This is a genomic window from Pseudomonas sp. B16120 (assembly GCF_044218845.1).
GTDB classification, from domain to species: domain Bacteria; phylum Pseudomonadota; class Gammaproteobacteria; order Pseudomonadales; family Pseudomonadaceae; genus Aquipseudomonas; species Aquipseudomonas paracarnis.
In genome coordinates, this window is sequence record NZ_CP162588.1 from 5,378,423 (window position 1) to 5,397,729 (window position 19,307).

Annotated in this window: 20 protein-coding genes and 1 pseudogene; 9 read left to right on the plus strand and 12 right to left on the minus strand. The window is 61.9% G+C overall.

Going from position 1 to position 19,307, the window contains the following annotated elements; genetic code table 11:
• Position 1 precedes the first annotated feature (1 nt).
• Positions 2–880: a DMT family transporter gene (locus tag AB4P90_RS25095; protein WP_003194370.1), complete on the minus strand. Its 879-nt coding sequence runs from the start codon at positions 878–880 to the stop codon at positions 2–4.
• 199 nt (positions 881–1,079) lie between these two features.
• On the opposite strand from AB4P90_RS25095, the gene AB4P90_RS25100 reads away from it, so the two are divergent.
• The 3 genes from AB4P90_RS25100 to AB4P90_RS25110 are packed head-to-tail and all read left to right on the plus strand — an operon-like array spanning position 1,080 to position 3,398.
• Entirely contained in the window at positions 1,080–1,493 is a 414-nt protein-coding gene (locus AB4P90_RS25100) for a lipoprotein (protein WP_014720039.1), read from the plus strand.
• A gap of 45 nt (positions 1,494–1,538) precedes the next feature.
• Entirely contained in the window at positions 1,539–2,423 is an 885-nt protein-coding gene (locus tag AB4P90_RS25105; RefSeq protein WP_395605458.1) for a neutral zinc metallopeptidase, read from the plus strand.
• Entirely contained in the window at positions 2,424–3,398 is a 975-nt protein-coding gene (locus AB4P90_RS25110; protein ID WP_058410083.1) for a hypothetical protein, read from the plus strand.
• A gap of 132 nt (positions 3,399–3,530) precedes the next feature.
• On the opposite strand, the gene AB4P90_RS25115 is transcribed toward AB4P90_RS25110, so the two are convergent.
• From AB4P90_RS25115 to AB4P90_RS25125, 3 genes are read right to left on the minus strand one after another with little or no spacing between them, the layout of a single operon-like run.
• Positions 3,531–4,118, minus strand: a complete 588-nt coding sequence (locus AB4P90_RS25115; protein ID WP_014720042.1) for an HAD family hydrolase — start codon at positions 4,116–4,118, stop codon at positions 3,531–3,533.
• A complete protein-coding gene (gene tesB / locus AB4P90_RS25120) occupies positions 4,115–4,984 on the minus strand; it encodes an acyl-CoA thioesterase II (protein ID WP_014720043.1) in 870 nt (289 codons plus the stop codon). The genes AB4P90_RS25115 and tesB overlap by 4 nt, the downstream gene beginning before the upstream one ends.
• Before the next feature lie 38 nt (positions 4,985–5,022).
• Positions 5,023–5,592 (minus strand): GNAT family N-acetyltransferase, encoded by a 570-nt coding sequence (locus tag AB4P90_RS25125; protein WP_014720044.1) that lies wholly within the window; start codon positions 5,590–5,592, stop codon positions 5,023–5,025.
• Between the two features lie 77 nt (positions 5,593–5,669).
• Between AB4P90_RS25125 and AB4P90_RS25130 the strand changes: the two genes are divergently transcribed.
• Both AB4P90_RS25130 and AB4P90_RS25135 read left to right on the plus strand, forming a co-directional pair.
• Entirely contained in the window at positions 5,670–6,590 is a 921-nt protein-coding gene (locus tag AB4P90_RS25130; RefSeq protein ID WP_395605459.1) for a histone deacetylase, read from the plus strand.
• 171 nt (positions 6,591–6,761) lie between these two features.
• Complete coding sequence (locus AB4P90_RS25135; protein WP_395605460.1) at positions 6,762–7,988, plus strand: TIGR03862 family flavoprotein; 1,227 nt, start codon at positions 6,762–6,764, stop codon at positions 7,986–7,988.
• 113 nt (positions 7,989–8,101) lie between these two features.
• On the opposite strand, the gene AB4P90_RS25140 is transcribed toward AB4P90_RS25135, so the two are convergent.
• Both AB4P90_RS25140 and yedA read right to left on the minus strand, forming a co-directional pair.
• A complete protein-coding gene (locus AB4P90_RS25140) occupies positions 8,102–9,436 on the minus strand; it encodes a DEAD/DEAH box helicase (protein WP_020301742.1) in 1,335 nt (444 codons plus the stop codon).
• Positions 9,437–9,484: 48 nt separating this feature from the next.
• Positions 9,485–10,381 carry a drug/metabolite exporter YedA gene (gene yedA, locus AB4P90_RS25145; RefSeq protein WP_073452101.1) on the minus strand — a complete coding sequence of 299 codons (897 nt, stop codon included), beginning with the start codon at positions 10,379–10,381 and terminating at the stop codon, positions 9,485–9,487.
• Positions 10,382–10,541: 160 nt separating this feature from the next.
• On the opposite strand from yedA, the gene AB4P90_RS25150 reads away from it, so the two are divergent.
• Positions 10,542–11,003 carry an Lrp/AsnC family transcriptional regulator gene (locus tag AB4P90_RS25150; RefSeq protein WP_014720049.1) on the plus strand — a complete coding sequence of 154 codons (462 nt, stop codon included), beginning with the start codon at positions 10,542–10,544 and terminating at the stop codon, positions 11,001–11,003.
• 179 nt (positions 11,004–11,182) lie between these two features.
• Here AB4P90_RS25150 and AB4P90_RS25155 read toward each other — a convergent pair whose 3' ends face one another.
• On the minus strand, positions 11,183–11,449 hold the full coding sequence (locus tag AB4P90_RS25155) for an acyl carrier protein (protein ID WP_019818047.1): 267 nt from the start codon (positions 11,447–11,449) through the stop codon (positions 11,183–11,185).
• A complete protein-coding gene (locus AB4P90_RS25160) occupies positions 11,439–12,005 on the minus strand; it encodes a hypothetical protein (protein ID WP_032873225.1) in 567 nt (188 codons plus the stop codon). The genes AB4P90_RS25155 and AB4P90_RS25160 overlap by 11 nt, the downstream gene beginning before the upstream one ends.
• Before the next feature lie 475 nt (positions 12,006–12,480).
• On the opposite strand from AB4P90_RS25160, the gene AB4P90_RS25165 reads away from it, so the two are divergent.
• Positions 12,481–12,792, plus strand: coding sequence for a DUF6124 family protein (locus tag AB4P90_RS25165; RefSeq protein ID WP_014720050.1), 312 nt, complete (start codon positions 12,481–12,483; stop codon positions 12,790–12,792).
• A 327-nt stretch (positions 12,793–13,119) separates the two neighbouring features.
• On the opposite strand, the gene AB4P90_RS25170 is transcribed toward AB4P90_RS25165, so the two are convergent.
• From AB4P90_RS25170 to AB4P90_RS25180, 3 genes are all read right to left on the minus strand, one after another.
• Entirely contained in the window at positions 13,120–13,731 is a 612-nt protein-coding gene (locus AB4P90_RS25170) for a PolC-type DNA polymerase III (RefSeq protein ID WP_014720051.1), read from the minus strand.
• A gap of 25 nt (positions 13,732–13,756) precedes the next feature.
• Positions 13,757–14,233 carry an NYN domain-containing protein gene (locus AB4P90_RS25175; RefSeq protein ID WP_003194396.1) on the minus strand — a complete coding sequence of 159 codons (477 nt, stop codon included), beginning with the start codon at positions 14,231–14,233 and terminating at the stop codon, positions 13,757–13,759.
• A gap of 118 nt (positions 14,234–14,351) precedes the next feature.
• Positions 14,352–15,074 (minus strand): DUF2076 domain-containing protein, encoded by a 723-nt coding sequence (locus tag AB4P90_RS25180; protein ID WP_019818050.1) that lies wholly within the window; start codon positions 15,072–15,074, stop codon positions 14,352–14,354.
• Positions 15,075–15,256: 182 nt separating this feature from the next.
• Here AB4P90_RS25180 and AB4P90_RS25185 point away from each other — a divergent pair, with 182 nt between their 5' ends.
• The gene (locus AB4P90_RS25185; protein ID WP_032904195.1) at positions 15,257–15,916 is read left to right on the plus strand and encodes a YciC family protein; all 660 of its coding nucleotides are present in this window, start codon (positions 15,257–15,259) and stop codon (positions 15,914–15,916) included.
• 41 nt (positions 15,917–15,957) lie between these two features.
• Entirely contained in the window at positions 15,958–17,046 is a 1,089-nt protein-coding gene (locus tag AB4P90_RS25190) for an endonuclease/exonuclease/phosphatase family protein (RefSeq protein ID WP_102666349.1), read from the plus strand.
• Between the two features lie 122 nt (positions 17,047–17,168).
• Here the strand turns inward: AB4P90_RS25190 and hrpB are convergent.
• A pseudogene (hrpB, locus tag AB4P90_RS25195) lies at positions 17,169–19,295 on the minus strand (ATP-dependent helicase HrpB); the annotation flags it as partial.
• Between the last annotated feature and the right edge of the window lie 12 nt (positions 19,296–19,307).

Here is a 19,307-nt window from a genome sequence, read left to right on the forward strand (position 1 = left end):
TCTACCTGCGCCGCTGCTGCCAGGCAGCGGCTAACCCGCTCATACAGATCACCCCGATACCCACCACCGTGGTCATATCGGGGGTATGGCTGAATACCAGCCAGCCCAACAACCCCGCAAACACGATCTGGCAATAGCCAAACGGCGCCAGCAAGGCCGGCGCCGCGAAGCGGAACGCCTGGGTGAGCATCAGGTGCGCGGTCATCCCGCAGGTGCCCAGCGCCAGCATCATCACCGCGTGCCACAGCGTCGGCACTTGCCAGAAGAACGGCACCATTGCACTCATCACCAAGGTGTTGCACAGGCCGGCGAAGAAGTTGCTGGTGGTCGGGCTGTCGTATTGGCTGAGGATGCGCGTGAGCAACTGGTAGAAGCAGAAGAACAGCGCCGAACACAGCGGCAGCAACACCGCCGGGGTAAACAGCTCGCCGCCGGGGTGGATAATGATCACCACGCCGATAAACCCGCAGATCACCGCTAGCCACTGGCCTCGGGTCACGTGCTCACCGAGCAACGGCACCGACAGCGCCGTCACCAGGATCGGCGCCAGGAAGTTCACCGCAGTGGCTTCGGCCAACGGGATGTAATGCAGCGCTGTGGTGAAGAACAGGCTGGTGCCCAACAGGCATAACGCCCGCACCACCTGCATGCCCGGCCGCTTGCTGCGCAACACGCGCAGGCCCGATTGCGGCAGAAAGATCCCGGCCATCAGCAAGGTGTGCACCATGTACCGCGCCCACACCACCATCACGATCGGGTAAAACCCGGCCAGGTATTTGGACAAGGCGTCGTGGCTGGAGAACAGGAACGTCGCCAGCACAATCAGCAGGATGCCTTTGAACGGATGGTTGACGCCGGAGAGCGGGGTACTAACAGTCATTGAATTCTCTTGTGTGGCGAGCGGGACGCTGAGCGCTGAACCAAGTCGCGCTCAACCCGGTAATCTAGCAGCCGGGCCGGAGTCTGCCCCAAGAGCATAACCAAACACTGGGCGAACAGCGCACTAAATCGATGGATCCGAGTCCAACGCTGCACGCTCGCCCCGGCGTTGCACACTATTTAACCAAGGCCTTGCCGCTATGAAAAAAATCCTCTTTGCCCTGTCTGCCCTCGCCCTGCTCGCCGCCTGCGATAAAACCCCGAAAGAAGCCCCCAAGCCCGCGCCGGCTTCCGTGCAAGCGACCCTGGTGCCCGAGACTCCGCCGACCGATAAATGGGTAGGCAAGTGGGTCGGTGTCGAAGGCTTGCACCTGACCATCGCCAAGGACGACAGCATTGGCCGTGGCCACTACCTGCTGACCATGCAATACGGCCTCGACGCCGATGACGCCGGCACCTTCAAAGGTGAGGCCACCGAAGACGGCATCGCCTTCATCCGCCCCGACGGCCCGCAGTTGTTGCGCGCTGGCGACGGCGCCGCCACCGGCTTGAAATGGCTGGCAGATAAAAAAGACTGCCTGATCGTCGCCACTGGCGAAGGCTATTGCCGTTAATACCGACCATAATCAATCACGGTTTGCACACAGAGGATTGCTCCCATGCTATGGAAAAAAGGCCGACGCAGCGACAACGTGGTGGATGCCCGTAACGACAGTGGTGGCGGCGGCGGTATGCGCTTCGGCGGCGGCAAGGGCCTGAGCCTCACGGCCATCGTGCTGATCGTTGGCATTGGCTGGCTGACCGGCCAGGACCCGATGCAGATTCTTGGTCAATTGACCGGCCAGATGGAACAGGCGCCATCGGTCAGTACCCAGCCGCGTCAAGCGCCGCCAGCCAACGATGAGCAAGCCGACTTTGTGCGCGCTGTGCTGGGCGATACCGAAGACACCTGGGGCCAAGTGTTCCAGGAAAATGGGCTGGCCTATAAGAACCCGAAACTGATCCTGTTCCGTGGCCGGGTGAACTCAGCCTGTGGTGGCGCCACCTCGGCCAGCGGCCCGTTCTACTGCCCGGCTGACCAGCAGGTGTACTTGGACCTGGATTTCTTCCGGGAAATGTCGCAACGCTTCCAGGCCGCCGGTGATTTCGCCCAGGCCTACGTGATCGCCCACGAAATCGGGCACCACGTACAAACGTTACTGGGCATCTCGTCCAAGATCCAGGCGGCGCGCCAACAGGGCCGGCAGATGGAAGGCGACGGTGGCCTGCTGGTTCGCCAGGAGCTGCAAGCCGACTGCTTTGCCGGCGTGTGGGCCAACCATGCGCAAAAACGTCTGAACTGGCTGGAACCCGGCGATATCGAAGAAGCCCTGAACGCAGCCAATGCCATCGGCGATGACCGCTTGCAGCAACAAGGCCAGGGGCGCGTGGTACCAGACTCGTTCACCCACGGCACCTCGGCCCAGCGCGTGCGCTGGTTCAAGACCGGCTTCGCCCAGGGCCAGATCACTCAATGCGATACCTTCGCGGCCAAGAGTCTCTAAATGATCAAACGATGGGGGTTACTGCTGGGTGTGCTCGTGTCCTGTTGCACCTTCGCAGCCGAACACGGCGTCAAGGTGGTCAGCCCCGATCGCTTTCATCTGGAGGCCGGCGACCTCAGCCTGGGCCTGAGCCAGGATTGGCGCGAACCACTGCCCAAGGTCACACGCGCATTGATCATCGTGCATGGCCGCCTGCGCAATGCACAAACCTACCTGCAAAGCGGCATCGACGCCGCCGAGCATGCCGGGGTGGGCGGTACTACGCTGGTGATCGCGCCGCAGTTTCTCAATCAAGCCGACGTGAAGCGCAATCACCTGGGCCACGAGGTGGTGCGTTGGACGGGTAACGACTGGATGGCCGGCGAAGCGTCCACCGGCCCAGGGCAGATCAGCTCTTATGGCGCTCTGGACCAGATCATCAAGCACTTGGGCAACCACAAACTGTTCCCGGCGCTGAAAGAAATCGTGGTCGCCGGGCATTCCGGTGGCGGCCAAGTGGTGCAGCGCTTCGCCCTCACCGGCCACGACCACCCGTTGCTGAACTCCGAGGGCATCCGCCTGCGGTATGTGGTGGCTAACCCGTCGTCCTATGCGTACTTCAGCCCGCAGCGCCCGGTGACGTTCGACATCGCCAATTGCCCAGGCTTTAACGACTGGAAGTACGGCATGCAAAACCTGCCGGATTACGTGGGGGGCCGAGGTGCCCAGCAACTGGAACAAGACTACGTCTCACGCGACATCACTTACCTATTGGGCCAGCAGGACACCGACCCCAACCACCCGGCATTGGATAAAAGCTGCGAAGCCGAAACCCAGGGTGCGTATCGGCTGATGCGTGGCCACAACTACTTTGATTACCTCAAACAGCGGCATCCGCAGTTGGGCCACCGGCTGGTAGAAGTGCCGGGGGTGGGACATGACGGGGACAAAATGTTTACCTCGCCAGAGGGAGAAAAGGTACTGTTCGCCCAGTAGCACCTGAAGGAACCCCATCAAAATGTGGGAGCTGGCTTGCCTGCGATGACGGACTGTCAGTTGATAAAGTGTCAGCTGACCCACCGCTATCGCAGGCAAGCCAGCTCCCACATTTGCTCTCTGTCGCCCGGGTTAGATCATTCGGCGCAACGCCGCACAATCCTCGGCATGCCAATCCGCCAATTCCGGCCAAGGGTTCTCCGGCAAGTTCACCAACACCGTCTTGGTGCCCGCTGCCCGGCCACAATCCAGGTCAAAGCGGTAATCCCCGACCATCACCATGTCGCGGGGTGCTACGTCCCAAGCCGCCGCCAGTTTCAGCAACCCACCGGGATCCGGCTTGTGCGGCGCATCATCGCGCCCCAGCACATCCTCAATCGCAAAGCAGTCCGCCAGGCCTATCGCCTCCAGGGTGATATGGGCCAGCTCCCGCGCATTGCGGGTCAGGATCCCCAGGCGGTAACCGCGCCCGGCCAATTCCTGTACCAGCTCCACCGCGCCCTGCGCCGCCACCGAACCCAGGGCCAGCTCGCGCTCGTGCTCCAGCAACCAGGCGTGCTTGGCGGCTGCAACCGGCGCAGGCAAGGCCGCCAGGTGCGTGAGGATGTCGTCTTCAGGTGGAATGTCCAGCGCCACGCGGATAGCGGCAAAATCATGCACGGCCACCGTGAGGGTGCCGTCCATGTCGAACACCCAGTGCCTAACGTCGCCGAGGCTCATGCCCAATCCTTGCGATGGCGGATCAAACCTTCCTGGGTCACCGACGCCACCAGTTGCCCGGCGCGGTTGTACACGCTGCCCCGGGAGAACCCCCTGGAGTTGCCAGCCCACGGGCTGTCCATGGCGTACAACAACCAGTCATCGGCACGCAGGTCGGCGTGGAACCACAGCGCGTGATCGAGGCTGGCGACCTGCATGTCTTTCTGCCACACGGTCTTGCCATGGGGCAGCAGCGAGGTGGTCAGCAGGCCAAAGTCCGAGGCATAGGCCAACAGGTATTTATGCAACGCCGGTGTGTCCGCCAAGGCACCGTCGGCACGAAACCACACGTACTTGACCGGGTCGGACGGCTGCGGGTTGAACGGGTCTTTTTCGGTGACCGGGCGCACTTCGATGGGCTTGGGGCACAGCAGCTTGTCGCGCATGTGCTCGGGGATCAAGTGCGCACGTTGCTGGGTCAGCTCCAGCTCCGACGGCAGGTTTTCCGGGCCCACTACCACCGGCATGGTGGTCTGGTGCTCGAAGCCTTGTTCGTCGTACTGGAACGAGGTCGTGCAGGTGAAGATCGGATTGCCCTTTTGAATCGCGGTGACACGACGCGTGCTGAAACTGCCACCATCGCGCACGCGGTCCACCGAATACACCACCGGCAACGCGGCATCGCCAGGGCGCAGGAAATAACCGTGCAGGGAATGTACATGCCGCGCTTCTTCTACGGTCTGGCTGGCCGCCGACAGTGACTGGCCGAGCACTTGGCCGCCGAACAGCTGGCGAAAGCCCAGGTCCTGGCTGCGGCCGCGAAAGAGGTTCTCCTCGATCGGCTCCAGGGTCAGCAAGTCCACCAGATCTTCCAATACTTGGCTCATAGAGCAACTCCTACAATCAATAGGGCATTCCGGGCTGCTTATCCGTGCAGCGTGTCCAACCATTGGGCGCGGGTGATGCGGTACAAAACATGCGGTCGCAGCGGGTCACCGGCTGCGACTTTCGGGTGTTCAAAATCTGCCTGCGGATCGTAATGCATACCGATGGCCTGCATGACTTTTTGTGAGGGCAGATTGCTCTCGGTGGTGAAGGCCAGGATTTCGTCCAGTTGCAAGCGGTCAAAACCACAGCGCAACGCTGTCCAGGCGGCCTCACTGGCATAACCCAGGCCCCAATGTTCGCGGGCCAGGCGCCAGCCGATTTCCACCGCCGGGGTAAAGCCGGCTTCAAAGCTGACATTCGCAAGCCCGGTCAGGCCGATAAATTCGCCCGTGTCCTTGCGCTGCAAGGCCCAAAAACCAAAGCCATATTCAGCAAAATGCCCGCGAATCCGGCCGATAAGCGCGGCGCTTTCCAAGTGGCTCAATTGAGCCGGAAAGTAGCGCATCACCTGCGGGTCGGCGCACATGCGCGCAAAGTCCGGCAGGTCGCTGTCGCGCCATTGGCGCAGCACCAAGCGTGCACTTTCCAATTCCAGTATCGGCTCCATGGGTCCCCCCTGCCTTGCCATGTGCGTGAGTGTACAGCGCTGTTAAGATCCGTCGCAGGTTCCCGTCAGAAAATCCCATGCCCTTGCCATTGATCTACCACGAAGACTACAGCCCTGAGTTCCCGGCGGACCACCGGTTCCCAATGGACAAGTTTCGCCTGTTGCGTGACCACCTGGTGGACAGCGGCCTGACCGAAGACAGCCAATTGCTGCGCCCGCCGCTGTGCCCGGCAGACATTTTGGCCCTGGCCCATGAACCTGGGTATATCGAACGCTACATGAGCGGCGAACTGTCCCGCGAAGACCAACGCCGCCTCGGCCTGCCGTTGAGCGAAGCCCTGGCCCGGCGCACGGTGCGCGCGGTGGGCGGCTCGATCCTGGCCGCCGAACAAGCCCTCGAACATGGCCTGGCCTGCCATTTGGCGGGCGGCACCCACCATGCCCATTACGATTATCCGGCGGGTTTCTGCATTTTTAATGACCTGGCGGTGATCAGCCATTACCTGTTGGCCAGCGGCCGGGTCAATCGCGTGCTGATCTTCGATTGCGACGTGCACCAGGGCGACGGCACCGCACGCATCCTGCACGACACGCCGGACGCCATCACCGTGTCGCTGCACTGCGAAAAGAACTTCCCGGCACGCAAGGCCCAGAGCGACTGGGACATCCCGCTGCCCATGGGCATGGGCGATGCCGACTACCTCAAGGTGGTGGATGACGCGCTCAACTACCTGCTGCCGCTCTACCAGCCGGACCTGGTGCTGTACGACGCCGGCGTGGATGTGCACAAGGACGACGCCCTTGGTTACCTCAAGCTGACAGATGCAGGCGTCGCCGCCCGTGATGAAAGCGTGATGCGCCACTGCCTGGGCCGCGACATACCGGTGATGGGCGTGATCGGCGGCGGTTACAGCAAGGACCGCCCCGCCCTCGCCCGCCGCCACGGCATCCTGCACCACAGCGCGCAGCGGGTGTGGACGTCATCAGGCTGTCATTGAGCTGTGGGCGTTACCCACAATGCCTGTGGAACGGCCTGTGGATAACTTGAGCGTAAGCGGCTGCAAGCGAGTAGCCGCATGGCCTGTAGGAAAGTGTACGTTTTTTGATCAGGCAGCGGCGTCATGGTCGGGTAGAATGCTCGGCCTATTCACATCACCGTAGCCCTTCCCATGCCTCAGACTTCTGCCCACCACGTCTCCATTATCGGCGGCGGCCCCGCCGGGCTGATGGCCGCCGAAGTCTTGAGCCAGGCGGGCGTGCGCGTGGACCTGTACGACGGCATGCCTTCAGTGGGGCGCAAGTTCCTGCTGGCCGGCGTGGGCGGCATGAACATCACCCACTCCGAGGCGTACCCGGCGTTCCTGTCGCGCTACGCTGAACGCGCGCCGCACATGGCGCCGTTGCTGCGCAGCTTTGGTGCCGAGGCGTTGTGCGAATGGATCCATGGCCTGGGTATTCAAACCTTTGTTGGCACCTCCGGCCGGGTATTTCCTACCGATATGAAAGCCGCGCCACTGTTGCGCGCCTGGCTCAAGCGTCTGCGGGAGCAAGGTGTGGTTATCCACACCCGGCATCGGTGGACGGGTTGGAATGCCGAGGGCGATTTACTTATCCACAGCCCGGACGGCGAAAAAGTTGTCCACAGCGTCGCTGTGCTGCTGGCCCTGGGCGGCGGCAGCTGGTCGCGATTGGGCTCCGACGGTGCATGGCTCAACCTGTTTGAAGGCAAAGGCCTGCCCTATGTGCGACTGCAACCGAGCAACTGCGGGTTTGAAGTGTCGGCATGGAGCGCGTTGATGGTCAGCAAATTCGCGGGCGCACCGTTGAAAAACGTCGCCATTGGCCTGGGGGATGACAAGCCTCGGTTGGGCGAATGCGTGATCACTGCCACCGGCATTGAAGGCAGTTTGATTTACGCCTTGTCGGCGCCGATTCGCGAAGCGATCAACCGCGACGGTGCGGCCACGGTGCATATCGATTTACTGCCCAGCAAGCCGTTGGACAAGGTGCAGGCCGCATTGGCCAAGCCCCGTGGCTCGCGTTCGATGAGCAAGCATTTGCACAGTCAGTTGGGATTGGATGGCGTGAAAGCGGCGTTGTTGCGCGAGCTGACGCCCGCTGAACACTTCACCGATCCGGCGCAATTGGCGGTGGATATCAAGGCGTTGCCGCTGACATTGGTGAAAACGCGGCCGATGGATGAGGCGATCAGCACGGCGGGTGGTGTGCCGTTTGAAGCGCTGGATGAGCGGTTGATGCTCAAGCCGTTGCCTGGGGTGTTTTGTGCGGGGGAAATGCTCGATTGGGAAGCGCCGACCGGTGGGTATTTGCTGACCGGGTGTTTTGCCAGTGGCCGGGCGGCTGGGCTGGGGATGTTGGAGTGGCTCCAACGCTGATCGTTCCCACGCTCTGCGTGGGGATGCCGCCAGGGACGCTCTGCGTCCCGCTTTAGGTTCGTGACGCAGAGCGTCACAGGATGCGTTCCCACGCGGAGCGTGGGAACGATCAATCACTTCTTCTTACGCGGCCCAGTGTTAAAAACCGGCACCTTGCGCACCGGCTTGATCGAAGGCTCGGCCGGCGCCACTTCCCCACTGTCCACCCACTTGCCCAGGTTGCGCTTGCCGCCACCGCCGGACGTTTTAGGCTTCTTCGGCTTTTTCGGCTTCTTGACCACCTGCCCGCTGGCATCGGTGTCCGGCACGCGGTGCTCCGGCTCGAAATCCGGTTCCATCTTGCGGGTGAGGGTCTGACGGGTCAGCATCTCGATCGCCGAGAGCATGTTCACCTCGTCGGCACACACCAGGGAAATCGCCTCACCGGTGTTGCCCGCACGCCCGGTACGGCCGATACGGTGGATGTAGTCTTCGGCCACGATGGGCAGGTCGAAGTTGACCACCAGCGGCAGGTCTTCGATATCCAGGCCACGGGCCGCCACATCGGTGGCCACCAGGATTTGCACTTCGCTGGCCTTGAAGCGGTCCAGTGCGCGTTGGCGGGTGGCTTGGGGTTTGTCGCCATGGATGCCGTCGGCGTTGATGCCCAGGCCCTGCAACTTGTCCACCAGGGCGTCTACGCCGTTGCGGGTCTTGGCGAACACCAGCACTTGCTTCCAACGGCCTTTGCGCATCAGGTGCACAAACAGCTCCGGCTTGCGCTTCTTGTCCACCGGCACAACCCACTGCTTGACGGTGTTGGCGGCAACGTTGCGTGGGCTGACTTCGATGCTCAGCGGGTCGTTGAGCATTTGCCCGGCGAGCAGGCGGATGTCATCGGAGAAGGTCGCGGAGAACAGCAGGGTCTGGCGCTTTTTCGGCAGCATGCGATAAATGTTGGCAAGCTCTTCGGAGAAGCCCAGGTCGAGCATACGGTCGGCTTCATCCAGCACCAGGGTTTGCAGCTGGTTGAGCTTCAGCGCGTTCTGGCGGAACAGGTCGATCAGGCGGCCAGGGGTGGCGACCAAAATATCCACACCCTTGCGCAGCTTCATCATCTGCGGGTTGATACTCACGCCGCCGTACACCGCGTAAGTGGTCAGCGGCAGGTGCTGGGCGTACTCGGCAACGCTGGCGTGAACCTGCTCAGCCAGCTCGCGAGTGGGGCACAGGATCAGCGCACGCGCCGAGTTGGCGGCGACTTTCGGCCCTTCCAGGGTCAGCAGTTGCAGCAGCGGCAAGGCGAAACCTGCGGTCTTGCCGGTGCCGGTCTGGGCCGCGGCCATCAGGTCGCGACCGGCCAGCACGGCCGGAATGGCTTGCGCCTGCACCGGCGTCGGGGTCTGGTAGCCAAGCGTCTCAAGGGCGCGCAGCAAGGGTTCGATCAGGCCAAGGGTGGCGAAAGTCATGTAGTTACCGTAGGAAAAATTCAGCGCAAGGGCGTAATGCGCGGCAGTTTACCTTATTTCCGGTTTGGGCTTGCGCCATTGGGGCAGGCTGATCAGCAACACCGCGCTGATGATCACCAGCATTGCCAAGGCTTCTTCCAGGCCGATGCTCTCACCGACGAACACAATCCCCAGTAACACGGCCACGGCCGGGTTCACATAGGCGTAGCTGGTCGCCGCCGCCGGGCGTACGTGCTTGAGCAGGTACATATAAGCGTTGAAGGCGATGATCGAGCCGAACACCGTGAGGTACGCCAGGGCCAGCCAGCCTTCCAGCGGCGGCATGGCCTGCAGGTGCTCGCCGGACAGCGCGCTGACGATCAGCAGCGCCATACCGGCCACGAGCATTTCCGCGGCGCTGGCCATGGCGCCTTGGGGCAGCGGCAAGTGGCGGCTCCACACCGAGCCGAAGGCCCAGGACGCCGCCGCCATCAACAGCAACACCGCGCCCAGTGGGCTCGACTGCAAGGTACTGCCCATGTTGAGCATGGCAATGCCGATAATCCCCAGCAGCACCCCGGCCCATTCCAACCGTGTATTACGTGCGCCCCAGAAAAACCCACACAGCAAGGTAAACAGCGGCACCGTCGCCACCGCCAGCGCGGCCACGCCGGACGACACGCCCATATGTTCGGCCACACTCACGCCACCATTGCCCACGGTGAGCAACAAAATGCCGATCATCCCGGCCGCCTTCCACTGCGGCCAGGTCGGCGCCGGCACCCCGCGCCACCTCAGAAAGCCGTACATCAACGCGCCCGCCGTGCAAAACCGAATCCCCGCCAGCAACAGCGGCGGCCAGTACTCCACGCCAATGCGGATCACCAGATAGGTGGAACCCCAGATCACATACAACGCAAAAAAGGCGGCGATCAACGGTAAGGGAAAGCGACGTGGGCCAGGCATTGGGCGGCTCTATGGCAGGAAATGGGAGACTTATTCTAGAAACGAAGGTGGATAAACTTAAGTTACAAAACCTGTTTAAAACGCCAATACACTTCTCAAACCATGGTTATGAAGGCTATAAACCGTGCTTTCGAAAGCGATGCGCAACCGGAGCCTTATCATGGACAAATACGACCGCATGCTCCTCAGCGCCCTGCTTGAAGATGGCCGTGCTTCCTACGCGCAACTGGCGCGCACCGTGAACCTCTCCGCACCCGCCGTGGCCGAACGCGTGGCCAAGCTTGAGGCCAGCGGCGTGATCACCGGGTACCAGGCCAAGGTGGATTTATCCAAAGTGGGTTTGCCGATTCAATGCGTGATTGAACTGCGACTGACCAACCATGGCAGCCAAAAGGTTTACGACGCCCTGGCGGAAATACCCGAACTGACCGAATGCCACCGGGTCACCGGCGACCCGTGCGTGATCATGCAAGCGGCGGTGGGCTCGATGCCCGAGCTGGAAAACCTGATTAATCGGGTAGCGAAGTTCGGCTTCAGCAAGACCTCGATTATTTTGTCCAGCGCCATAGAGCGGCGGGTGCCGTTGGGGCAATTGGAAGCCAATGGCAAAAATGCTGGCTGATCTGCCCAAGCGACGCGGTCAACTGTGGGAGCTGGCTTGCCTGCGATGGCGCCAGTGGCCTCACCGGTTGCCCGCCGCGCCCCCTGTAGGAGCGAGCTTGCTCGCGAAAAACCCGAGGGCGCCGCGTGCATTCAGGACGCCAGCGTCACCGTTGGCGTTCTTCGCGAGCAAGCTCGCTCCTACAAAGGGCTCGATCTGCGCTGGACGATCAGATCGACTATCTGCTCGATGGTCGTGATGTGATCCCAATCCTCCTGCGTCGCTTGCAACTTGAACTGCCACTTGATCTGCATGACAAAGCACGTCAGATCGTCATCAATGATGTCGAAGTCATGGATGAAATCGGTTTGCTCCGTCACATCGCTTCGGTCGATAAAGCCGATGATATCGACGAATAGCTGGATCACTTTTTCGCTGATGTCGGCTCTGGTCAGGCTACCTTCCATTTCTCGCCTCATAGGCACACTTACCAATACTGACTAGGTCAAAGACTGCAAGCCCGGCAGCAACGAAGGGTATGCCTCGCCCGATGATGCCAAATACCCGAACCGTGCCAAACGTTGCCTTTGCCATTCTGGCCATGGTGGGTTGCCTGATCAATGTACGAGGGAAAAAGCGCATGCCGATCAGGCTAGCCAGGTTCGTGGTTTTGCTGGAGCCGACGTGAACCCAAGCACCCACCGCAATTTTGCTTATCGGTATGCCCGCCGCGCCAGTGATCACGGTGGCTGCCGTGAGGCCGTAGTGTTGCTGTGTACATTTCCAGAGTTCATCAAACGTCGTATCCGGCACAGCGGGGTCAGCGTGAATCGGCTTGAGTAACTGGTAATGAGGGCCATGACTCCAACCTGGCGAACTCGGCAACACCATGACTGCCGGGCAGCTTGTCATCGTGTTGCCCACATGAAACGCCATGCTTGAACTGGAGCCCAGATCAATGCCATTTGATTCAAGTTCCAACTTGCTTCGCATAATCGCTGTATGAAGATCGCTTTCCTGCATGACTGTAATCCCTGTGCATGAGTGACAGACGGGATGGTAGGTCGCAGTAAGACGCGATAGAGGAGTAAAGAGGAAAACCAGAAAGGTCCTAGGTCATAGCCGGATTTGGCCTACCGACCATTCAGCGCTCAGGTGAAAGAGACCTCAAAACCTCCGTGTTTCAGTGGCCAGCAAGACCGATCCCTTTCATTTGCGGGACGTTTCCGAGAGAATCCCACGGCCTTGTTTCCGTCGGATTCGGTAGCTAGTCTCGCTCTGTCATCGAATGTTCGGTGCCCGGACGTGCAAGTCCGATGGCAAGCAAGATCATAAATAAACCTACAGCCAATATGCCTGTTATGGCGGCTGTGCGTGGGAGGCCTTCGGGCCTGCTGGGTTTGGATCCTTGCCCCGGTCTTGCACACCTACGCACAGTTGCCACCCTAATTCGCGTGCAAGCGAACGGTGTCGACTTCTTCCAGCAAGGAGTTTCACCATGGTCAAAAAAGTCACCCCCGATCCACCCCAGCCCAAAACCGACTTCCTCAGCGAAGACGCCTTGCTCCACCGTCGTGCCATCGACTACTACCTCAAGGCATCCGCCCCGGATGCGCCGATCTTTATCCTCAATGACAACCTGAGCTTCGAAGACGCCCTGGCCCATGCGGCGGAGTTGTTGCACTGCGCGGTGGAGACAGCGAATGCGTCGGGTGAGGTGATGAAGGCGCCGCAGCGGGCGGTGATGCATTTGGTGGAGATGGCGAAGGGGGTGGTGGACCAGGCGCTGGAGTGCGCACAGCCTCGATAGTCGACGCATAACCCCCTGTGGGAGCGGGCTTGCCCGCGATAGCGGAGGGTCAGGCAATAAATGGCTGGCTGATACACCGCTATCGCAGGCAAGCCAGCTCCCACATTGGAACTTCAGTGTTCTTGAGAGGGGTGGCTGGATCAGAACCCGCGATGTTTTGCTCGCGAAGGCGGTGTGTCAGTCAACTTATTTAGCGACTTGCTGATCGTTCCCACGCTCTGCGTGGGAATGCCGCCCTGGACGCGCTGCGTCCGCACTTAAAGTCGTGACGCGGAGCGTCACCAGATGCATGCGCACGCGGAGCGTGGGGACGATCAGCGCCAGGCCTTAGAACCCGCGATGTTTCTTCAGGTGTTCATTGATCTTTGCGGCAGGCACTTTCTGCAACGTGCACAACAGGTCATGGGACAGCTCGCGCAAACCATGAGTCTGGCGCAGTTCCCGGGCCAGGTGCGCGGTGAGGTTGGCGGCCATTTCCGCATCCGCCAGCGCCCGGTGAGCCTGGCCGGTGTGGGGCAGTTTGGCGTAGGTGTTGAGGGTGCCGAGCTTGTGGTTGGGCGCCGCCGGCATCAGGCGGCGAGCCAGCAGCAGGGAGCAGGCAAATTTTTGCAGGCGGGTGCGGCGGATCAGGCCAAGCTCAAAGTCCCAGAACTTCTGGTCGAACGCGGCGTTGTGCGCCATCAAGGGCGTGGTGCCGACGAACTCATTGACTTCGTTCATCACCCGTTCAGCCGGTGGCGCGCTGCGCAGCATGGCGTTGCTGATGCCGGTGAGCTGTTCGATAAACGCCGGTATGCGCACGCCAGCATTCATCAGGCTCTGGTAGCGGTCCACGATTTGCCCGCGCTCAAGGATGACCACGCCAATCTCCGTGGCCCGACAGTGGCTGCTGGGGGTGATGCCGGTGGTTTCAAAGTCGATGACCGCTATACGTTCCAAACCTGTTCCAACTCCGTTCTACGATCTATTTGAGCAACAACGCGCCTTCGATCGGCACGTAGTGGCTGGCGGCGCGTATCAGTGAGTTGGCCGTCAGCCCCGGCACGCCGTAGGCCACGGCCCGCACGCCATGTTTGTGGATGATGCGCTCGAGCAACATGTCGAAATCGCCGTCACCGGAAGCCAGCACGACTTCGTCGACATGGTCGGCGGCGTCCATGATGTCCAGCGTGATGCCCACGTCCCAGTCGCCCTTGGCCGAGCCGTCGCTGCGCTGGATGTACGGCTTGAGTTTTACCGTGAACCCCAGGTTGCGCAGGATCTGCTGGAACTGCTGCTGCTTGCTGTCGCCGCGGTCGATGGCATAGGCGTACGCCTCGACAATCTGCCCGCGCGCGCTGATGTCAGCCCACAGGGCGGCGTAGTTGAAGTGGCAACCATAGGCCTGGCGCACGGTGTAGTAGAGGTTTTGCACATCGGCGAACACTGCAATTTTTTTCACCGCACTTCCTCATGGACAGCCAGGCGCCAGCGCCCGGAAAGGGCGCCAGTATGCCAGCCAAGGGAGCGTTTCCGGGAAAAAATCAGACCGGAGCGCCGCAGCGCCCCGGCGTGGTGTGTCAGACGAAGGAATCGTCGTCGCCAAAGGATGAAGAATCGTCGGAATAATCGCTGTCGGCGAAGTTGTCAGAGTTGCTGCCCCAGCTGTCATTGCCGGCAAACTTCTGGTCATCGTTGTCCCAGTTGCCTTGATCACTGGCCGGTGCCGGTTGTTCGATGATTTCTTCCACCACCTGCGGCTGCTGGTTGTGATGGAACAGGCTGCTGATGCCTTCGGCCAGCAACACGCCCCCTGCCACACCGGCGGCGGTTTTCATGGCGCCACCGAGGAAGCCGCTGCCGGCTGGTGCGGCGACCGGTGCTTGCGGCGGCTGGTAGTTCTGCTGCGGCGCCGGCTGGCCAAAAGCGGGCCGCGCCGGTTCACGCCAGCCGCCACCTGTGTTGCTCGGCGCAGGCTGTGGCTCACGGGAGCCGCCGCCAAAGATGCTCGACAGGAACCCACCACCGCTGGCCGGTGCCGGTTGCGTGGCCTTGGCCCGTTGCAGCTCGTCCTGCAATTGCTGGATCTGCTGGGCCTGTTGCTTGTTTTGCGCGTCGAGGCTCTGCAGCGCATGTTCCTGCACGAGAATCGACTGGGTCATGTAATAGCCGACGGCGGGTTGGCGAGCCATATGCTCCTTGATCCGCGCTTCGGCCTGGGCGTCGCGGGGGGCTGAGTCCGTTTCGGCTTGCTGCAACCGTGAAAACAGTCCATCGATCAGGGTTTGCTCTTCGCTGTTCATGGCGACCTCGTTAGATTGCCGATAAAAAATTCCGGTCCCGCCTGTGATCAGGCTGGGGGCTTTCCAGTTATGGGGATGTTACGAGTTGTTTCAATGGTCTTTACTCAAGGTTTACGTTTGCGCCCCTTGGACCCTGATCGGTTAAAGTGTGGCCCTCTGCTTCCAGGCCTGTGATGACCCTGATGAATCCGTTAGACGTTTTGCGCGACTCCTTCCGCTTTACCCAGCGCAACCTGGGCGCCATCGTCCAGCTGTGCCTGCCATTGGTGATCCTCGAAGCCTTGTTGCAACAGGTGCTGGACCACACGCTGGGCCCGGATGCGTTTCCCGGCTACAGCGTGGTCGTGGGTTTGTTGGTGTACCCGCTGTACACCGGCGCCCTGATCCTGTTTCTCGATGCCCGCACCCGGGGCGAGTCGCCGCGCACCAAGGACGTGTGGGCCATGGCCTTGAGCCTGTGGCCGCGTTTTGCCCTGCTGACAGCCATGAGCACCTTGCTGATTCTGCTGGGGCTGTCGCTGTATTTCCTGCCGGGCTTGTGGCTGATGGTGGTGCTGGCGTTTGCCGAATACCTGCTGGTGCTGCGCGGTATGCCGGCGTTGGCGGCGATGAAGGAGAGCTTTCGCCTGACCCGCGGGCATTTCTGGCGCATCCTGGTGTGCCTGCTGTGCGTGATGACGCCGTTGTGGCTGCTCAAGGGCGCCAGCGTGGCGGCCTACCCTGAACCGGCGCCGTTGCTGGGGCTGCTGATGGACAGCGCCCACAGCTTCCTGCAACTGTTCACCAGCGTGGTGCTGTTCCGTTTATTCATGCTGATCGGTGGCGACGCCGACGTGCGGTGATATGCTCCGTGGCTCTTCTGACACGCATATAAGCCGAGCCGATGACCCGTTTATTGCGCATCACCCTGTTGAGCCTGTTAATCATCACCGGCCTGCTGGCCGCGCTGATCTACAGCCTGACCTGGCGCCCTGCCGACAAAGAGACCCTGCCCGTCAGCTGCGTGGCACCCCGTGCGCCGACACTGTTGCCGGGGCAGGCGCTCAAGGTCATGACCTGGAATGTGCAATACCTGGCCGGCAAGAACTACGTGTTCTGGTACGACACCCCGGACGGTAGCGGCCCGGACGATCGCCCCACCGTCGAAGACATGGCCTTCAGCCTCGACGAAGTGGCGCGGGTGATTCGCGACGAACAACCCGACATCCTGCTGTTGCAGGAAGTCGACGAAGGCGCCAAGCCTTCCCATTATCAGGACCAGCTTGCGCTGTTACAGGAGCGCCTGGTCGACCTCTACCCCTGCAGCGCCCAGGCGTTCGACTGGAAGGCCGACTTTGTGCCCAGCCTGCATATCTTCGGCAGTGTCGGGCGCAAGCTCGCTACGCTCAGCCGCTACCAGATCGAACACGCCGAGCGCCTGCAACTGCCGGCCGCCGAAACCAACTTCATCAGCCGGCAGTTCCAACCTAAACCTGCGTTGCTACTGACTTACCTGCCCTTGAGCGATGGCGGCCAACTGGCGGTGCTCAATACACGCCTGGACGGCGGCGCACCTGGCCGCTCGGCAGCGCAACAACAAGTGCAAGCCACGGCCAAGCTGCTGGACAAGTTCGAAGGCCGGGGCACGCCCTGGTTGATCGGCGGGGATTTCAATCTGCTGCCACTGGGCCAATACCTGCGCCTGGACGCGGCTAAGCGTGGGCAGTATGCGCCGGACAGCGAGTTGCACCTGCTGTGGGACAAGTACCCGATGATCCCGCGTAACGGCGAGTCCAGCGGGATTGATCGAGAAAAATGGCTGACGCACTTCCCCAATGACCCGAGCCTGGACGGGCCGGATCGCACCTTGGATTATCTGTTCTACAGCCCGCGCATCAAGCGGGTGGAGGCGAAGGTGAGGCAGGAGGACACATTGCGCATTTCCAACCATCTACCGGTTATCGCCCGCTTCCTGCTGCCTGCCGCGCAATAACCCACACCCTTAATCTTTTGTGGGAGCTGGCTTGCCTGCGATGCCGCCGATGCGGTCTTTCAGTGACACCGCAGCGATGCGATCGCAGGCAAGCCAGCTCCCACATTTGAACTGCATCGCGCCTACTTACGCGGCTTGATCCGGGCCGTCGCTTCGGCCACCAACGGGTCATCCGGCCAGTAATGCTTGGGGTAGCGCCCTTTCAAATCCTTCTTCACCTCGGCATAGGTACTGCGCCAAAAGTTCGCCAGGTCCTGCGTGACCTGCACCGGTCGCCGCGCCGGGGACAGCAGGTGCAGCTTCACGGCCAGGCGCCCACCGGCAATGCGCGGGGTGTCTGCCAACCCGAACAATTCCTGCAAGCGCACCGCCAGGATCGGCGGCTGTTCGCTGTAGTCCAGGCGTACCGATGACCCTGAAGGCACTTTCACATGCTGCGGCGCCAGCTCTTCCAGGCGTTGGGGCAAGGGCCATGGCAGCAGGTTGTGCAGGTAGCTGGAAATATCCAGGTTGGCGAAATGGCTGAGGCGCGAGACCTTGCCCAGGTAAGGCATCAGCCAGTGCTCCAGGCCCGCGAGCAGGGCCTTGTCACTGATGTCGGGCCACTCGCTGGTGTTGCCGGCATCCAGTTGGCGCAGCAGCATCACACGGGCTTGCCACTGACGCAGTTCCGGGGTCCAGGGCAGCAGTTCCAGGCCTTTGCGGCGCACCAGGTTGACCAGCGCCTGGCTGCGAGCGGATTCGTCGAGGCCGGTCAGGGGTTCGCGGCTGAGCACCAGTTCACCGACTTTGCGTTGGCGCTCGGCACGCAAGACGCCTTCGCGCTCGTCCCAGTCGAGTTGGTCGACGTTGCGCACTTGCTCGGCCAGCACCGTGTCGAACAGCGCCGGGGCAAAATCCGCCGCCAGGTAGATGCGCTCTTCACGCTGGCCCTGGCGGCTGCCCAGGTCGGCGATCACCAGCCAGGGTTGTTTCATCAGGCTGTCGGCTTCGGCAAACAGCGCTGCTCGGCCATTGGCCAGACGATATTCAGCGCCACCAGGGCGCCGTTGCTGGGCGACGCGGTCCGGGTAGGCCAATGCCAGCAAGGCGCCGAGCCAGCGCGGGTGGTCGGGGTTGTCCACCGGCTGGGTCGCCTTGCCGCGCAGGTAGCCACGGTATTGCCGGGCCAGTTGCTTGGCGCGCTGCACGCCCCCCTGGGTGCCGCGCGCACGTTCTTCACCGGACATCAGCGCCAGGCGGCTGTGCAAATCGGCACCGCCGCCGCGCAAGATGTCGCGTTCGCCCAACAAGGCTGCCACGTCGCAGCCGGTGGCGGCGAGGCCCAGGTCCTGGCCACGTAATAACAGATGGGCGATACGCGGGTGAGCCGGCAACTCGGCCATCTTCTGGCCATGGGCAGTGAGGTTTTCTTCGTCCAATGCACCGAGGCGTTGCAACAGATCCTGGGCCTGGGCATACGCGGCAGTCGGTGGTACGTCCAGCCACACCAACTGGTTGGGCTTCACACCCCAACGGGCCAGTTGCAAGGCCAGCCCTGCCAGGTCAGCGGCGAGGATTTCCGCGCTGCCATAAGCGGCCAGACCGTCGTGCTGGTCTTCGGACCACAACCGGTAACACACCCCCGGCTCCAACCGCCCTGCCCGGCCGGCGCGCTGGGTGGCGCTGGCGCGGGAGATGCGCTGGGTGTCGAGGCGGGTCATACCGCTGCCGGGGTCGAAACGCGGCACCCGCGCCAGCCCGGCGTCGATCACCACGCGTACGCCGTTGATGGTCAGGCTGGTCTCGGCGATGTTGGTGGCCAGCACCACTTTGCGCTTGCCGGCCGGCGCCGGGTCGATGGCGGCGCGCTGGGCGTTGAGGTCCAGCTCACCGTGCAACGGGCATAACAGTACATCAGGGCGATCACCCAAGGCCTCAGTCAGTTGCTGGTTGACCCGGCGAATCTCCGCCTGCCCCGGCAGAAATACCAGCACACTGCCGGGCTCGTCATGCAGGGCTTCAAGGACAGTTTGCACCACGCGCGGCTCGATAAACTCCCCGGCCTGGTACGGCCGGCCCCAGCGCATCTGCACCGGGAACATGCGCCCTTCGCTGCGCAGGATCGGCGCGTCATCCAGCAGGCCGGCCAAGCGCTCGCCTTCGAGGGTGGCGGACATCAGCAGGATCTTCAGCGGCTGCTCGTCGCGAAACAGCTCGCGACCGTTAAGGCTCAGGGCCAGCGCCAGGTCGGCATCGAGGCTGCGCTCGACGAGATTGCC

What these genes read in the sequence shown, in the direction of transcription:
- AB4P90_RS25095 (WP_003194370.1), bottom strand. Translation starts at nt 880, where the DNA reads ATGACTGTTAGTACCCCGCTCTCCGGCGTCAACCATCCGTTCAAAGGC.
- AB4P90_RS25100 (WP_014720039.1), top strand. Translation starts at nt 1,080, where the DNA reads ATGAAAAAAATCCTCTTTGCCCTGTCTGCCCTCGCCCTGCTCGCCGCC.
- AB4P90_RS25105 (WP_395605458.1), top strand. Translation starts at nt 1,539, where the DNA reads ATGCTATGGAAAAAAGGCCGACGCAGCGACAACGTGGTGGATGCCCGT.
- AB4P90_RS25110 (WP_058410083.1), top strand. Translation starts at nt 2,424, where the DNA reads ATGATCAAACGATGGGGGTTACTGCTGGGTGTGCTCGTGTCCTGTTGC.
- AB4P90_RS25115 (WP_014720042.1), bottom strand. Translation starts at nt 4,118, where the DNA reads ATGAGCCTCGGCGACGTTAGGCACTGGGTGTTCGACATGGACGGCACC.
- tesB (WP_014720043.1), bottom strand. Translation starts at nt 4,984, where the DNA reads ATGAGCCAAGTATTGGAAGATCTGGTGGACTTGCTGACCCTGGAGCCG.
- AB4P90_RS25125 (WP_014720044.1), bottom strand. Translation starts at nt 5,592, where the DNA reads ATGGAGCCGATACTGGAATTGGAAAGTGCACGCTTGGTGCTGCGCCAA.
- AB4P90_RS25130 (WP_395605459.1), top strand. Translation starts at nt 5,670, where the DNA reads ATGCCCTTGCCATTGATCTACCACGAAGACTACAGCCCTGAGTTCCCG.
- AB4P90_RS25135 (WP_395605460.1), top strand. Translation starts at nt 6,762, where the DNA reads ATGCCTCAGACTTCTGCCCACCACGTCTCCATTATCGGCGGCGGCCCC.
- AB4P90_RS25140 (WP_020301742.1), bottom strand. Translation starts at nt 9,436, where the DNA reads ATGACTTTCGCCACCCTTGGCCTGATCGAACCCTTGCTGCGCGCCCTT.
- yedA (WP_073452101.1), bottom strand. Translation starts at nt 10,381, where the DNA reads ATGCCTGGCCCACGTCGCTTTCCCTTACCGTTGATCGCCGCCTTTTTT.
- AB4P90_RS25150 (WP_014720049.1), top strand. Translation starts at nt 10,542, where the DNA reads ATGGACAAATACGACCGCATGCTCCTCAGCGCCCTGCTTGAAGATGGC.
- AB4P90_RS25155 (WP_019818047.1), bottom strand. Translation starts at nt 11,449, where the DNA reads ATGGAAGGTAGCCTGACCAGAGCCGACATCAGCGAAAAAGTGATCCAG.
- AB4P90_RS25160 (WP_032873225.1), bottom strand. Translation starts at nt 12,005, where the DNA reads ATGCAGGAAAGCGATCTTCATACAGCGATTATGCGAAGCAAGTTGGAA.
- AB4P90_RS25165 (WP_014720050.1), top strand. Translation starts at nt 12,481, where the DNA reads ATGGTCAAAAAAGTCACCCCCGATCCACCCCAGCCCAAAACCGACTTC.
- AB4P90_RS25180 (WP_019818050.1), bottom strand. Translation starts at nt 15,074, where the DNA reads ATGAACAGCGAAGAGCAAACCCTGATCGATGGACTGTTTTCACGGTTG.
- AB4P90_RS25185 (WP_032904195.1), top strand. Translation starts at nt 15,257, where the DNA reads ATGAATCCGTTAGACGTTTTGCGCGACTCCTTCCGCTTTACCCAGCGC.
- AB4P90_RS25190 (WP_102666349.1), top strand. Translation starts at nt 15,958, where the DNA reads ATGACCCGTTTATTGCGCATCACCCTGTTGAGCCTGTTAATCATCACC.